Origin of the sequence: Paenibacillus sp. NRS-1782 (assembly GCF_050467685.1) — a bacterium.
GTDB lineage: Bacteria > Bacillota > Bacilli > Paenibacillales > Paenibacillaceae > Paenibacillus > Paenibacillus terrae_A.
In genome coordinates, this window is record NZ_JBITPH010000016.1 from 46,621 (window position 1) to 59,135 (window position 12,515).

General features: G+C 48.2%; 13 protein-coding genes and 1 other annotated feature. Of the genes, 1 reads left to right on the top strand and 12 read right to left on the bottom strand.

The window, feature by feature from the left end; translation table 11 throughout:
* Nucleotides 1–99: 99 nt before the first annotated feature.
* The 4 genes from ACIFQM_RS06415 to lspA form a co-directional block, all read right to left on the bottom strand.
* Nucleotides 100–1,014 carry an aspartate carbamoyltransferase catalytic subunit gene (locus ACIFQM_RS06415; protein WP_430041814.1) on the bottom strand — a complete coding sequence of 305 codons (915 nt, stop codon included), beginning with the start codon at nt 1,012–1,014 and terminating at the stop codon, nt 100–102.
* Nucleotides 1,011–1,577, bottom strand: coding sequence for a bifunctional pyr operon transcriptional regulator/uracil phosphoribosyltransferase PyrR (gene pyrR / locus ACIFQM_RS06420; RefSeq protein ID WP_430041811.1), 567 nt, complete (start codon nt 1,575–1,577; stop codon nt 1,011–1,013). Before pyrR ends, ACIFQM_RS06415 begins: the two co-directional genes overlap by 4 nt.
* Before the next feature lie 504 nt (nt 1,578–2,081).
* On the bottom strand, nt 2,082–3,053 hold the full coding sequence (locus ACIFQM_RS06425; protein WP_025684629.1) for an RluA family pseudouridine synthase: 972 nt from the start codon (nt 3,051–3,053) through the stop codon (nt 2,082–2,084).
* A 1-nt stretch (nt 3,054) separates the two neighbouring features.
* On the bottom strand, nt 3,055–3,546 hold the full coding sequence (gene lspA / locus ACIFQM_RS06430) for a signal peptidase II (RefSeq protein WP_149093331.1): 492 nt from the start codon (nt 3,544–3,546) through the stop codon (nt 3,055–3,057).
* Between the two features lie 236 nt (nt 3,547–3,782).
* Between lspA and ACIFQM_RS06435 the strand changes: the two genes are divergently transcribed.
* Nucleotides 3,783–4,514: a TraR/DksA C4-type zinc finger protein gene (locus ACIFQM_RS06435; protein WP_044648406.1), complete on the top strand. Its 732-nt coding sequence runs from the start codon at nt 3,783–3,785 to the stop codon at nt 4,512–4,514.
* 31 nt (nt 4,515–4,545) lie between these two features.
* On the opposite strand, the gene ACIFQM_RS06440 is transcribed toward ACIFQM_RS06435, so the two are convergent.
* From ACIFQM_RS06440 to pgeF, 8 genes are all read right to left on the bottom strand, one after another.
* Nucleotides 4,546–4,941: a DUF5665 domain-containing protein gene (locus tag ACIFQM_RS06440; RefSeq protein ID WP_430041808.1), complete on the bottom strand. Its 396-nt coding sequence runs from the start codon at nt 4,939–4,941 to the stop codon at nt 4,546–4,548.
* A gap of 141 nt (nt 4,942–5,082) precedes the next feature.
* Entirely contained in the window at nt 5,083–8,172 is a 3,090-nt protein-coding gene (gene ileS, locus ACIFQM_RS06445; protein ID WP_430041805.1) for an isoleucine--tRNA ligase, read from the bottom strand.
* 76 nt (nt 8,173–8,248) lie between these two features.
* Nucleotides 8,249–8,536 (bottom strand) — a binding site (T-box leader).
* Between the two features lie 164 nt (nt 8,537–8,700).
* Nucleotides 8,701–9,210, bottom strand: coding sequence for a DivIVA domain-containing protein (locus ACIFQM_RS06450; protein ID WP_014282424.1), 510 nt, complete (start codon nt 9,208–9,210; stop codon nt 8,701–8,703).
* 171 nt (nt 9,211–9,381) lie between these two features.
* Nucleotides 9,382–10,164, bottom strand: coding sequence for an RNA-binding protein (locus ACIFQM_RS06455; protein WP_430041802.1), 783 nt, complete (start codon nt 10,162–10,164; stop codon nt 9,382–9,384).
* Between the two features lie 8 nt (nt 10,165–10,172).
* Nucleotides 10,173–10,430 carry a YggT family protein gene (locus ACIFQM_RS06460; RefSeq protein WP_134913494.1) on the bottom strand — a complete coding sequence of 86 codons (258 nt, stop codon included), beginning with the start codon at nt 10,428–10,430 and terminating at the stop codon, nt 10,173–10,175.
* Nucleotides 10,431–10,437: 7 nt separating this feature from the next.
* Nucleotides 10,438–10,890 (bottom strand): cell division protein SepF, encoded by a 453-nt coding sequence (locus ACIFQM_RS06465; RefSeq protein WP_025684635.1) that lies wholly within the window; start codon nt 10,888–10,890, stop codon nt 10,438–10,440.
* Complete coding sequence (locus tag ACIFQM_RS06470; RefSeq protein WP_430041799.1) at nt 10,881–11,582, bottom strand: YggS family pyridoxal phosphate-dependent enzyme; 702 nt, start codon at nt 11,580–11,582, stop codon at nt 10,881–10,883. The genes ACIFQM_RS06465 and ACIFQM_RS06470 overlap by 10 nt, the downstream gene beginning before the upstream one ends.
* Before the next feature lie 8 nt (nt 11,583–11,590).
* On the bottom strand, nt 11,591–12,475 hold the full coding sequence (pgeF, locus tag ACIFQM_RS06475; protein ID WP_430041798.1) for a peptidoglycan editing factor PgeF: 885 nt from the start codon (nt 12,473–12,475) through the stop codon (nt 11,591–11,593).
* Nucleotides 12,476–12,515 lie beyond the last annotated feature (40 nt).

Here is a 12,515-nt window from a genome sequence, read left to right on the forward strand (position 1 = left end):
AAGGTTCCTCCGCTCAGGTTTTCTGCAACTTTCGCCGCTGCTTGTTATGCTTTGCTTTAACCGTTACCAATGCTAATTCCGCGATCCTGCTGACAGTCTCTACAGCTTCATTGCCCGTTCCATTACCGCCATGCGGATTGGAACCCCGTTTGCCATCTGCGGGAAAATCCGTGATTGTTCGCTTTCCACAACTGCACTGTCGATTTCCACATTCCGGTTCACTGGAGCCGGATGCATAATGATCGTTCCGGGTTTAAGATTGGCTGCTCTTTGCTCTGTCAAGCCGTACTGCTCGCGGTACTCATCCGCTGAACGCAGCATCCCTTCGGCGTGCCGTTCCAGCTGTACCCGAAGCATCATAACTACGTCTGCCTGCAATGCCTCTTGCATCGGTACATAAGGCGCGTGCGCCGCAAGATCAGATGCCTGCATATTGTCCGGCGCGCAGAAGCTAACCTGGGCTCCAAATTTTTGCAAGGCCCACAGATTCGATCGAGCCACACGGCTGTGCAGAATGTCTCCAATGATGGATACTCGCAAGCCCTTTAGCTCGCCGAAAGTCTTGCGCATCGTGTACAGATCCAGCAACGCCTGCGTTGGATGCTCGTTGTTGCCATCACCGGCGTTCACCAGTGGGACACTGACCTTCTCAGCAAGCTCTTGCAGCACTCCGTCCGGCTTCAGCCGAATGACTCCTGCGTCGATGCCCATCGATTCAAGCGTGCGTACCGTGTCGTAGATGGATTCCCCTTTTTCTACACTGGAGGCCGCAGCGGAAAAGTTCAAAACCTGAGCGCCTAAGCGTTTTTCCGCCATTTCAAAAGAAAAGCGGGTGCGGGTGCTGTTTTCAAAAAACATGTTAGCCGCAAAGCGTGATTGTAGCACTGGAACCAGCTTTTCCGGCTGTGATTCCCAATAATGAGCGCGATCCAGAATCGACTCAATTTCATTTCGGCTAAGTTCTTTTAATCCGAGCAGGCTGCGTTCTCTAAGTTGACTGGTTGTTGTAATCATGCCTGTTCCCCCCGATTTTGATTGATCGTCACTTCGTCCTTACCGTCCGTCTCCTGAAGCGCAACTACGATTTCCTCGGATTTGGAGGTCGGGATGTTCTTGCCGATGTAATCTGGACGAATCGGAAGCTCACGGTGTCCGCGATCTGCCAGAACCGCCAGTTGGATCATTTGCGGTCTTCCGCAGTGCATCAATGCGTCCATCGCCGCGCGAATGGTACGGCCTGTGTACAGCACATCGTCGAAGAGAATGACTTTCTTATCATGAACCGATACGTCAGCGGGATTCATCAAAAGCTCTTTTCCATTTCCCTTGGCTTCGGCATTGTTCCCCCGGTCATCACGGTAAGCTGTGACATCCAGTTCCCCCCATGGAATCGGGGCGCCCTCAATTTCAGCGATTTTTGCAGCGAGACGCTGCGCCAGATGAACCCCTCGCGTTCGAATGCCTACCAGCACACAATTGTCAATGCCTTTGTTTTTTTCCAAAATTTCATGTGCAATCCGTGTCAAAGCCCGGCGAATCGCAATTTCATCCATCAGTACATGTGTTTCACTACTCATGCTTCCAGCCTCCTCAGGATATGTTCCCTTCAGACCTGGTCCCGTGTTCGGATACAAAAAAGACTCCTTGCCCAAGTTTGGCAAGGAGTCTCGTATGAACAGTCTTCCACCGTTCTCCGATCTCTCGGATACACTGAAGACATGCCGCCGCAGCGGATGCACTGATCAGTGATCCATTCACGTTACCTTGCCAGCCTCACGGGACTGATTTAAAGGTGCTATTCAGGATTTCCTTTATCCAGTTTCTCATAGTACAAGATAGCAAGCCATCTTGTGGACAAAGTTCATCACAACTACAAGAAGTATGACAGATTGAAAATCACGTGTCAACACCTGTTCAACCGGCGCCACCGGAAGCACTTAAATAATTATACAATTTTACTGTATAATTATCCATAGTTGTTTTTACATATACCATGACCAATAACAAAAATAACCGCCAATTAGGCGGTTATGCTTAATCATTATTCAGGTTTGTGAATATCGAATGTAATTTATCATTGTTTACCGACTGCGCAAGGATGCCAGTACATCTTCCATATCGGGAGGAATCGGTCTGCTGAACTCCATGTACTCTCCAGTGGTGGGATGCTTAAAGCCCAATACCGCGGCATGCAGTGCTTGGCCATCCATACGGACCCCTTTGCTACGTCCATACATCGGATCACCGACCAACGGGTGCCCAATAAATTTCATGTGCACACGGATTTGATGCGTACGCCCTGTTTCCAGTTGAAGTTCCAGCAAGGTATAATCTCCCAAACGCTCAATCACGAGAAAATGGGTAACTGCATGCTTGCTGTTGCGCTCTGTCACAGTGAACAATTTGCGGTCCCCCGAATCACGTCCGATGGGAGCATCTACCGTTCCCTGATCATGACTTAGATGGCCATGAACCAGCGCTATATATTTACGAGTGACACTGTGATCCTTAAGCTGCGCTGCGAGCGAGGCGTGAGCCTGATCATTTTTGGCTGCCATCAGCAGTCCTGATGTATCCTTATCAATACGATGGACGATACCAGGACGCAATTCACCGTTGATGCCGGAAAGATCATGACAGTGGTACATGAGTGCGTTGACCAATGTGCCCGAAGAGTGTCCTGGTGCAGGATGTACAACCAGACCACGTTGCTTGTTAATGACAATGACGTCCGAATCCTCGTAAACAACATCCAGCGGAATATTTTCCGGTACAATATCTACACTCTCCGGCTCAGGTACGGACAATGATATTCGATCACCTTCAGCCAGCTTGTAATTCGCTTTGATCGCTGTGCCGTTCACCAACACCCGACCGTTCCCGATCCACAGTTGAATCTGGGAACGGGACACATCCTTCATTTCTTCGGCGATATATTTGTCTATACGCGTTTTGGCATCCCCGGATTCCGCTGTCCATTCCAGAGATTCACCCTCCAGTTCGTCCTCATAAGACAAACCTGTGGCTTCGCCGTTTTCGTTTACTTCTTTCATGCTATGACTTCCCTTCAATGCTATCACTGCCATTATCTTTGTTCCGACGCGATTCCAGCAATGTATCCAAAATAATCAGTGCTACACCGATGACAATCGCCGAGTCTGCCACATTAAAAATCGGAAACGTATAGCTTCCAAAATTGAATTGAGCAAAATCAACCACTTCCCCTGAAATAGCCCGATCCAAAAAGTTACCGACCGCGCCTCCAAGGACCAAACTTAATGCAACTGGAAGCAATTTCTGCCCGGCCTTAACCGTCTTCCGCAAATACCATATGATACCGATCACCACCACAATCGTAATCACGATAAACAGCCAACGCTGGCCTTCCAAAATCCCAAAAGCGGCTCCTCGGTTACGATGGGACGTGATTAGAAAGAAATTGCCGATGACGGGTATTTGCTCGTACAATTCCATGCGCGTAGCCACCAAATATTTGACTCCCTGATCAATCAAAAAAATAATTAGCGCAATACCAAAATAAATCACAGTCCTTCGTCACTCCGATCTGCTTATATCCGTTGTCGAACCCATTTATTGTAGCATAAGCCTTCTCAGATCGTCCACGAATCCCCCAAGCTATTGAGCCTGAATTACGAATAAATAAACTCCAGCGCATTTGATCAGAATTTCCTATGTAAAAGAGGTCTTTCCGGTGCAAACTATAAGGAGCATAACCGACACAGCATACGCGCAGGTTAAACCTAGAATAAGGAGTGGATTCCATGTCCCCATTGACGGAGCAACAATTGCAGGGATTGCGTAACGAACTACTGGAACGTAAAAAGGAGATTGAGCATCGTTTGCAGGACAACGATCATTATGGACTCGGCGATTCCCAACGCGATCAGACCGGCGAACTTTCCCCTATTGATAATCATCCGGGTGATTTGGCTACCGAAACGTATGAGCGAGCCAAGGACATTTCCCTATTGGAGCACGACGAATTTCAATTAGAACGTATCGAATCAGCCTTAATGGCAATGGATAAGGGAACCTATGGCATTTGTGCAGCTAGCGGCAAACCGATTCCTTATGACCGTCTGCTAGCAGTTCCCTATACCATTTACTGCAAAGAATACAGCCCTGAAACAGAAGTTTCCAACCGACGCCCGGTGGAGGAGGAATTCCTCGCTCCCGCATTCGGCAGAACAAGTCTGGATGAGCGTGAAGATCAAAACGGCTTTGACGGCGAGGACGCCTGGCAAATCGTTGAAAGCTGGGGTACATCGAATACACCAGCCATGGCCGAAAGTGGAGAAATTCATAGCTACGACGATATGGAAATTGAGGCCAACGATGATAATATGGGCTTCGTAGAGCCTTACGAAAGCTTTGTAGCCACAGACATATATGGAAAAAATGTATCGGTTGTCCGCAGTTCCATTTATCAGCGTTATCTGGATGATGGTGAGGGCGAAGGTCTGCTGGAGCCAGATACGCACGAAGACGAATAGTTAAACCAAATCCTAACAGGTAAATAAGTAACTAGTAGGTGTTTAGCTGCAGTTGTCGTTGCACAATCCGTACAATATCAGCAATATAATCACCGATGATCGGCAAATTCAGCGCTCCCAACACTTGCAGCACATAGATAATGGTCGCCGCGAAAAAAGTAAACCCAAGCGCGATACCGAGTCCCCGAGACAGACCTGATATTAAGTTTAGCCAGAGCAATCGCCAAGGCCTGTTGAGCAACAGGGCATAATCAGCAATACGGCTGCGTTCCAACTGCTGCGACACGGAACGCACCAGCTTTTCTACACGGCTTAGCTGGTCTGCCTGATCACCTGCTGTGCCTAGATCTGTGACTACAGCCCCTGTACTTCCTCCGTTCATGCCTTGGCGGCTTCTGCCCTGTCTGCGCCTTGATCGTGCGGTCATGCACCATCCCCCTTTTCCCATGCTGCCCTGAACGCAGCAAACGAGCCGAGGCATGTAACGGAGATCATCCATCCGTTCCAATACCTAGGCTCGTTTTTTATATGCTGCCTGTTATTGTATTATGGGACAGGGGTCTTGTAATTATTCCCCAATATGCACGCCGATCGTTTTACCGTTCACTTCTACACGTTCCATAGGCTCGGCTTGACCAAATGTCACCGTCGTTACCAATACGTTTTCACGCAACACCGAATCGAAATTTTGAATCGCCTGATGTAGCTCACTATCTACATCCAGCATAAGTGCCACATGCTTTTCAATCGGCAGATCCAGCTTCTTACGGTAATCCTGCACCGCACGAACAACCTCACGTACCCAGCCCTCTTGCTCCAACTCAGGCGTAATGTCTGTGTTCAACGCTACGGTTAAACCATAGCCGGAAGCGGAAGCAAAGCCTTCCTTCGCTTTTTTCTCCACCAGTAATTCCTCGGCTGTAACCTGTAACTCTTCCCCTTCTGGAGAAGCCATGTTCAGCACTCCTTTTTCTACAACCGAACGCGTGTCCTCCACAGACATTCCTTTGAAAAAGTTTTGCAGGAAGCCGACATTTTTGCCGTATTTCTTGCCCGCTACCTTCAAATTCAGCTTCAGTGTGAAGTCTACAAAGCCGCTATCGTCCGTTTCAACATGAATATGTTTCACATTGATCTCATCCTTGATGATTTCCTCATAACCACTCAGCTCAAAATCCTGATCCATGGACAAAATCAATTCGGATAACGGCTGACGCGTTTTCAGCCCCGTTTCGTTACGGACATTGCGCGCCAGTTCTACTACGCGGCGAGCCGTCTCCATGTCACGTTCCAGTTCCAGATCAATCAGGGCTTCATTTGCAGTTGGATAATCATCCAGATGAACGCTTTCCCCGTTGCTCAGGTTCAAGTAAATATCCTCAGCCAGCATCGGTGTGAACGGCGCAAGCAGCTTCGCTGTCGTCAACAGCACCTCAGTCAGTGTACGGTACGCATCCAATTTATCTTCTGTAAGGCCATGGCCCCAGAATCGGTCGCGCGAACGGCGGATATACCAATTGCTCAGTTCATCCACGAACGACTCAATCGCTTTGGACGAATTCAGGAAGTCGTTTACTGCCAGCGCTTTGTCCACCACCAGAATCAAGCTGTTGAGGCGGGACAAAATCCAACGATCCAACTTGTGTGCTGATGGCTTGAACGGATGCTGCGCCGGATCATAACCGTCGATATCCGCATACAAAGTCAGGAAAGCGTGTGTATTTACGAGCGTATCTACCAGCTTCGATTTGGCTTCGCCTACAATGCCCTTGGAAAAACGTTTGCTATTCCACGGTGCACTATCGGACAACAAAGCCCAACGGAAAGCATCTGTACCGTACTCGTCAATCACTTCCCATGGATCAATCACATTTCCCTTGGATTTGGACATTTTCTGCCCCTGCTCATCCAGTACGTGACCTGTCGCCATAACTGCTTTGTAAGGAGCTTTGCCCGTCAGCATGGTCGAAACCGCAAGCAAGCTATAGAACCAGCCACGAGTCTGGTCAATACCTTCACAGATCATGTCTGCCGGGAATTGCTGCTCGAATGTTTCATTATTTTCAAATGGATAATGATGTTGGGCAAATGGCATGGAGCCGCTATCGAACCATACGTCGATCACTTCCGGTGTACGGGTCATTTCGTATTTGCCGCATGTACTGCGAACCTTGATTTCATCCACATATGGCTTGTGCAGCTCAATATCGGCTGGTACGTCACCAATCGCACGTTCCCGCAGTTCAGCAATACTATGCGGAGCGAACTGCTCTCCGGTTTCTTCACAAACCCAGATATTCAGCGGTGTGCCCCAATAGCGATCACGGCTGATGTTCCAGTCCACCAATTCCTCCAAAAACTTGCCGAAGCGTCCTTCGCGTATATGACCCGGATACCATTCAACTTCGTTGTTGTTGGCAATCAGTTGATCCTTGATGGCGGTTGTTTTGATAAACCAGCTATCCATGGCGTAGTACAATAGCGGAGTATCACAGCGCCAGCAGAACGGATAGCTATGCTCGTATTTTTCCTTGCTGTACAGCAAGCCTTTTTCCGACAGCATTTTAACAATATCCACATCACAGTCCTTCACAAAACGGCCTGCAAAATCAGTGATTTCCTCTACATAGTTACCCTGGAGATCCACCACATTGATGAATCCAACGCCATTTTCACGACATACCCGGTAATCATCTTCACCATGCGCCGGAGCCATATGAACAATACCTGTACCGCTGGAGTCCGTTACGAACTTCGCACCCAGAATCTGATTACCCTTCTCGACTTGGAAATACGTAAATGGCGGAGTATACGATTGACCTACCAATTCCGAACCCAGCAGCGTGCCAATCACTTCATGATCGCCTTTAATCACGTCTTCGACGAGGTTTTTGGCAACGATATATACACCGTCTTCCTGTTTTACACGAGCGTATTCCAGATCAGGATTGACGGCAAGTGCCACGTGACTCGGTAAAGTCCAAGGTGTTGTCGTCCATGCCAGCACATATTCACCACTACTATGGAGCTTGAATTTGGCCGTGGCACTCAGGTCTTTTACGTCTTTGTAGCCCTGTGCCACTTCATGGGAACTCAGCGTTGTCTGACAATCCGGACAATACGGACTTACGCGATGACCGCGATACAGCAGATCCTTTTCGTGAATTGTCGCCAGAATGTTCCACACACTCTCGATATAATTATTATCTAGCGTGATGTATGGATGATCGAGGTCTGTCCAGTAGCCGATGGCTTCGGTCAGATCACGCCATTGCTGCTCATACTCAAACACGCTGGCTTTACATTTTTTGATAAACTTTTCAACGCCATATTCCTCAATTTCAGGCTTATGGGAAATGCCCAATTGCTTCTGTACACCCAATTCTACCGGTAGCCCATGGGTATCCCAACCTGCCTTGCGTACGACACGGTACCCCTTCATCGTTTGGTAACGGCCGACAAAATCCTTAATTACACGCCCCAGCATGTGACCGATATGCGGTTTACCATTAGCTGTTGGCGGGCCTTCATAAAATACAAAGTTTGGTTTTCCCTCACGATGCGTGATGGTTTTGCGGAACGTGTCCTCCCGCTTCCATTTGCTCAGGATGCGCAGGTCGCGGGACCGTGCCTTTTCTTTGACATCTACTCTGTTCATAATGTCATTCTTCCTCTCTGTTCATCAGTTTCTGTAGGATTCTCTGAAAAAAAGCAACAAAAAAGCCCCGTCCCTGTAAAGGGACAAGACTGTGCTCGCGTTACCACCCTGATTCCGTAAACAGACCATTTTCAAAAAGACTGGTCCCGTCACGGCTCTCCGAGCCCTACTCAACTACAGCAGGGCGCCATTGTAACGTATGGCATACGGTGATAGCTTACACACGCTGGATAAAACTCAAGCGCTTCAGCTCACTTCTCAGGGAGGATCTTCGGTCATGTTCTGAACGTTGGCTTGCACCGGAAAAAGGCCAACTCTCTGAGGGACAAAAACATGACGTACTCGTTCCCATCAACGAATTCCAAATGTTAAATTCATCGGGAAATTAAATCAGCAGCTTCGCTGCCCTGAATAACAACCCATTACCCAACGGATAACGTGATATCCAGTATAGTATTTCAGTTATAGCCTCTTTGAAGATAAAAGTCAACCCTGAAGAGACCCAATCATCGCTGTCAGAAATGACGATTAATAAATCTCTTTCATTTCACGCTCGCGCTCCAGCACTTCGCGTTCACGATTTTCAAGCGCTTCCCATCCGTCCTGACTTAACAAGTCAAGCTGCGCCTCCACCAATGTACGAAAACGTGCCCGGTAAATCGAAGCCTGCTTCTTCAGTTCCTCGACCTCCAACGCAATTTTGCGGGATTTGGACAACGCTTCATTCACAATGCGGTCCGCATTTTTTTCCGCTTCCTTCACGATGAGCTGCGACTCTTTCTTGGCATTGTTACGGACTTCATCAGCCGCTTCTTGCGCCACGATAATCGTCTTGCTCAGCGTATCCTCAATGGTCGAAAAATGATCGAGCTTTTCCTGAACATTCAACAGCTGTGTACTCAGTTCTTTATTTTCACGGATAACGCCCTCGTAATCCTTGATCACCTGATCCAAAAATTCATTGACCTGATCTTCGTCATAACCGCGAAGCCGGCGGGCAAATTCCTTGTTATGTATATCCAATGGTGTTAATGGCATGCCGTCCACCTCCTATAAGATTGACAAAAAAACATTTTCCGCGTCACGACGCTCACTATCATCTATCGGTCATCATACCCCGTTTTGTGAATGCTGTACAGAGCAAAATCGTTCCAGTTCTTCGCTATAGCTTAATTCTTTCGACAGAAAGCTCGTGAATCCTGCCTCCAGCTATATAAACTTGCCAATTTTGACACGGAATCTTCCTTTTTTTGTCACACCGTCTGTTTCCAGCACTTTGAAACGCCCAAATCCCTGCATGGAAATAATGTCCCCCGCCTTAAGTGAAGTGGATGGATTCTCCTCCACCTTCCAATTTACCTTGCACCGTCCGGCCCGGATCGGTGTTAAGATCTTGCTGCGGCTCAGCTTATACACATCACTGGCAATGCCGTCCAGACGCAAAGATGCCACCGTCAGGTCCAGCGGCTCTAATGCAACATCCTTCGTCCGCAGATTTTCTGGAGGCAACAGTTCGGTCCACACATGAACACGATGAACCTGCTGTAAATGCATCGTAATAAAATCGCTGATCTCTGAAGCCACCAATACATGGCACCCGTCGTCCAGCACATGAATATCCCCTATTTTTTCACGCTTGATTCCAAGTCCCAATATCGCACCCAAGTAATCACCGTGCTCCAACGTATTCATTTTATGATCATCGGACGTGACGGAAAGAACCTGAATCCCCATATTCTCCTCGTCCAAATACGAATAATCGGGCGCAATCAGCGCCCGCTTTCGTTCCGATGCCTCATAACCGCCATCTACCCTAATCGTGACCTTGTCTTCCTTCGAAGCAAGCGTCTCCAATATGTACAGTTGACGCGGGTCCAAAAAATCAGTCAGCTTCTTCTCATGATAAGCCCCCGCATGACTGATCCATTCGGAAGCGCGATCTACATAATCCCGTTCATCCGGGTGAAAATGCTCATAAATCTCAGTTCGCATAAGCCCTCCTAGACGAAATTGCGAATTAAAGACATCAAACCGTACGACGCAAAACGCAGAGCAATCAGCGCAACGATGGGTGAAATATCAATCATCCCGAAGATTGGCGGTATAAATCTGCGAAAAGGAGACAAATACGGCTCCACAAACTTGGCAAGTAAATCACCGATTACACTTTCTCTTGCATTAGGAAGCCATGACATCAGGACATATGCAATGATCATGTAAGAATAAATCTGAAATAGCCAACCGATTACCTCGATCAAGAAAAGCTCACCTCATTCTGTTAAGTTCTTGTTCAGTGTCAGCTAGTATTTCCGTAATGGAGCCTTGAATTTCAACCGTATCCGGTGTACACAGGAAAATATTATTGCCCACCTTGGAAATCCCCCCGCCCAACGCATATACAGTACCACTTAAAAAATCAATGATTCGCAGCGCCTGATCCTTACGGATGCGTTGCAAATTGACCACGACTGTACGATGGGAACGAATGTGGTCGGCGATTTCCTGTGCTTCATCATAAGAACGCGGCTCATACAGGACAACTTTCACATTTTTCTGTGAATGGATGCTGACAACATTATTGCCCTTCTGGTTCTTACGTTTATCAAAGCTTGGGGTTTCAATTTCTTGATCTTCCGGCGTATTCATAACCTCTCGCTCTACAACTTCCTCTTCTTCCTGAAGTCCCAGGAAGTTCATGAACTTATTCATTACGCCCAATGGAAATCCTCCTCTCGTCCGACCAGTACAGAACCAAGCCGTAACCAGGTCGCTCCTTCTTCAACCGCCACCTCAAAATCATTAGACATGCCCATCGACAGGTGAACAATAGGTTCTCTCGTTAAAGCTTGTCCATTTAACGCATCACGCAGTTCACGTAGCCCCCGAAATACAGGCCGGGTATTCTCCGGGTCTTCCTCATGGGGAGCCATTGTCATCAAGCCGATCACGTCCACATGCTCCAGATCGCGAATTTGTTTCAGAAAAGGTACCACCGCCTCAGAAGAAAGGCCATATTTCGAAGTCTCCCCTGAAATATTAACTTGCACAAAGGCTTTGATCCTTAGTCCAAGAACAGCCGCCTTCTTATCCAATTCCTGAGCCAGCGACAACCGATCAAGCGAATGTATAAATTCAAATTTTCCAATGACATCTTTAACCTTATTCGTTTGCAGATGACCGATAAAATGCCATGTTCCCTGGTCACCCAGCTTACTCCATTTATCCGCAGCATCCTGCCAGCGATTTTCGCCAACATGCTCCAAGCCATTGTCCAATACAGATGCCATCGCCGCTGCTGAAACATATTTCGTGACAGCGATCACATTTACCTCTTCACGCGAACGTCCGCTGCGGGCACATGCCGCTTCCACACGGGCGTTCACTTCTTTAATTCGTTCCTCCAAAGACACGGGAGGACTCACCTCTCTTCCAGACCAATCCAGCTCGCCATTCTCCCTGTGACGCCGCCTTCCTTGCGATACGAAAAAAACAAATCGCTGCGGCTACTCGTGCATAAGGTAGTACATTCGATACGGCTCGGCAATATTCCTGCTTTCATCATAATGTGTCGATTGCATTGTTTCAAGTCAAGGAGCGCTTTTCCGCCGCCTAACGGGAAATAGACAGTACCTTCCCATTTATCATTACCCGGGCAATCATGCTCCAAAACCCGAATTTGGCTCATAACATGCTCATCCACCTCGTATGACTCAGAACCAATGGAAGGGCCAATGGCTGCAAGCAAATCGGACGGCTGAGATCCATATTCGGTCTGCATCATTTGCACCATTTTCAGCGCAATCTCCGCAACTGTTCCTTTCCAGCCCGCATGCGCCAGCCCAACCACACGCCGCACCGGATCACAAAAATATAACGGCACGCAATCCGCATAAAAGGATGTCAGTAAAATGCCTGGTACATCGGTCAACAGTCCGTCTGTATCCTGAAAAGCAGATGCACGATCCGCAAAGCCGCGCCCGCGATCAGCAGCCTTTACAACAGCAACGTGATTACCATGTACCTGCTCTCCACAGGTCCAGGCTTCAGGCACAAATCCGAGCTGCTTCGCAATAAGCTGCCGATTGCGAATAACTTTCTCCGGGTCATCCCCTACATGAAACGCACAATTCAGACTTTCGTAAGGCACTTCACCGACACCGCCATGGCGTCCGGTAAAACCTGCTGTCAATCCGCGAACCTGTTTCACCCAGGATTGAATATATAACAACTCCGGCAAAGGATGCGTGCCATCTGTCGTTGACGCAACACCCGTTGCCCCGGTATTCACTACAAACGGTTCCATTCATTCTCACCTCTATTGCCCAGTGTACCAAAAAGCCGCC

Coding starts and splice junctions, on each gene's coding strand:
- ileS (WP_430041805.1), bottom strand. CDS start 8,172: ATGAACAGAGTAGATGTCAAAGAAAAGGCACGGTCCCGCGACCTGCGC.
- pgeF (WP_430041798.1), bottom strand. CDS start 12,475: ATGGAACCGTTTGTAGTGAATACCGGGGCAACGGGTGTTGCGTCAACG.
- ACIFQM_RS06450 (WP_014282424.1), bottom strand. CDS start 9,210: ATGCCATTAACACCATTGGATATACATAACAAGGAATTTGCCCGCCGG.
- ACIFQM_RS06455 (WP_430041802.1), bottom strand. CDS start 10,164: ATGCGAACTGAGATTTATGAGCATTTTCACCCGGATGAACGGGATTAT.
- ACIFQM_RS06415 (WP_430041814.1), bottom strand. CDS start 1,014: ATGATTACAACAACCAGTCAACTTAGAGAACGCAGCCTGCTCGGATTA.
- ACIFQM_RS06425 (WP_025684629.1), bottom strand. CDS start 3,053: ATGAAAGAAGTAAACGAAAACGGCGAAGCCACAGGTTTGTCTTATGAG.
- pyrR (WP_430041811.1), bottom strand. CDS start 1,577: ATGAGTAGTGAAACACATGTACTGATGGATGAAATTGCGATTCGCCGG.
- ACIFQM_RS06440 (WP_430041808.1), bottom strand. CDS start 4,941: ATGACCGCACGATCAAGGCGCAGACAGGGCAGAAGCCGCCAAGGCATG.
- ACIFQM_RS06435 (WP_044648406.1), top strand. CDS start 3,783: ATGTCCCCATTGACGGAGCAACAATTGCAGGGATTGCGTAACGAACTA.